Origin of the sequence: Clostridium sp., assembly GCF_036569345.1 — a bacterium.
Classification (GTDB): domain Bacteria; phylum Bacillota; class Clostridia; order Clostridiales; family Clostridiaceae; genus Clostridium_AD.
On record NZ_DATCQT010000201.1, the window covers coordinates 1 to 1,970 of the forward strand.

General features: G+C 33.4%; 3 protein-coding genes. 2 read left to right on the plus strand and 1 reads right to left on the minus strand.

Annotated elements, in window-relative coordinates:
• Positions 1-203, plus strand: a 203-nt coding sequence (locus tag VIM70_RS21165) for a hypothetical protein (protein ID WP_331947769.1), incomplete at its 5' end; no start/stop codon positions are given.
• A gap of 3 nt (positions 204-206) precedes the next feature.
• Here VIM70_RS21165 and VIM70_RS21170 read toward each other — a convergent pair.
• The gene (locus VIM70_RS21170; protein ID WP_331947770.1) at positions 207-587 is read right to left on the minus strand and encodes a hypothetical protein; all 381 of its coding nucleotides are present in this window, start codon (positions 585-587) and stop codon (positions 207-209) included.
• 285 nt (positions 588-872) lie between these two features.
• Between VIM70_RS21170 and VIM70_RS21175 the strand changes: the two genes are divergently transcribed.
• Positions 873-1,970, plus strand: a protein-coding gene (locus VIM70_RS21175) for an IS3 family transposase (RefSeq protein ID WP_331947771.1) whose coding sequence is annotated in 2 segments (ribosomal slippage) — positions 873-1,143 and positions 1,143-1,970 — 1,099 coding nt annotated over the 2 segments. Because the reading frame shifts where the segments join, the coding sequence is not laid out codon by codon here. This gene is flagged as partial in the annotation.

The following is a 1,970-nucleotide window of genomic DNA, read 5'->3' on the forward strand; positions in this document are numbered from 1 at the left end:
AATTAAACCCTCCGAACTATAAAGTTTGTATACTATATATATTCGACATTGATGGTCTAAAATCCTTTTTGCTGAGCAAAAAAACACTCCAATTTTTTAAATTAGAGTGTTTTACATTTTATGTTTGTCAACAGTCTGAAAAGCCATCTGAAGATCAGATGGCTTTTGTTTTGGTTGAAGATAATACTTATTATGTTGATTGATTTTTATTTGATTATGTTACTGTTTTCATGTGGATTACTAACAATCTCTCTTAATTCACTTATAATTTTATGCTGGGCTTCTACCAGTTTTTTATTAGCTACTTGTTGCCTTTTTATTAAAATTAGTTCTTTCATAACTGTATCATGAGTTTCCTTTAATATCGTTGCTTGTATGTCCCCTTGTTTTTTAGTAGTGTAGCCCAGAAGCGGTAACGCACATGCCTGTAATACTGCAGTACTCATATATTGGATCCAACCAATGAAACTATTTGGTCTTTGAACAATTAATGGAACTAAAACTAAAAAAGTAATAAAATAAAATATCTTCATAGAAGACAAACCATCAGATAACTTATCTCCCAAGTGATCATTAAAATTTTTCAATACTTATACCTCCACGGAATGTTTTTTATAAAGACCATCATACCAAATAATCATAATAACAATCAATCTAATTTAAGCATTTATAAATCATTTTTCTAAGGTTCGTATTACATTAACAAAATGAAAAAATTTAAATTAGCAGAAAAACTATATCAAAGAGATTAAACCGTTCGTTTAAAGTCCATATATAATATGAACGATTTATATGCGTATTCACCACCATACTGACCCATACCCCCTTTGTTAGACACGAGGAACTCGTGCTATACTAAAAATGAAAGGTGGATGGTTTATATGAATAAAAGTTATAGTGCTGAATTTAAAATGGAAGCAGTAAAGAGATTAGATAAAACAGGAGAGCCGATGTCAAAAGTAGCTGCTGATTTAGGTGTTAAACCCACCACAATGCAAGGCTGGGTAAATAAGTATAGGAAATCTCCTAAGGCTCCATTTATAGGTAGCGGGCACTTAAGTCCAGAAGATGAAAAACTACATAAACTTGAAAAAGAAAATAGGGACCTCAAAGAGGAAAATGATATATTAAAAAAAGCGGCTGCCTACTTCGCGAGAAACCTCAAATAAAGAGATTTCTATTTATCAAGGCTAATCGCATGAACTACCATATAGCGAAGCTATGCATGGTTCTATCCGTTTCTAGGAGCAGCTACTATGCATGGGAGAAACGTCCAGAAAGCATGAGATCAAAAGCAAATAGTCTTCTATTAAAGCAAATTAGAGATATCCATTTGAAGAGTAAAAAAGTTTACGGTTCAACAAAAATTATACGAAAATTGAATGCCAAAAGCAAATACCCTATTAATCATAAAAGAGTAGAACATATCATGCGTGAAAATGGCATAAAATCAAAGGTTTCAAAGAAATTTATAGCAACTACAAATTCTAATCATAAGCTTCCAGTTGCAGAAAATATCCTTAACCGTGACTTTTCTGCGGAAAAACCTAATGAAAAAATGGTAAGTGATATCACCTACCTGTGGACAGATGAAGGATGGCTCTATATTGCTGGAATATTGGATTTATGTGGACAAAAAATTGTTGGATTGTCTATGAGTGAGCGAATGACAAAGGAATTAGTTATTGATGCGTTGAATTCGGCATATCTACGTGCTGGCAAGCCTTCAAACGTCATTCTACACTCGGATAGAGGTTCACAGTACTGTTCTTACGACTACCAAAATTTGATAAAAAAGTATGGTTTTATTTGTAGCATGTCCCGAAAAGGTAACTGTTGGGATAATGCACCAATGGAATCTTTCTGGGGTAAATTAAAATGTGAATGGCTCTACGGTACCCACTTTAGAACTCGTGAAGAAGCCCGTGCAGCCGTGTTTGAATATGTTGAGGTATTTTATAATCGTCAGC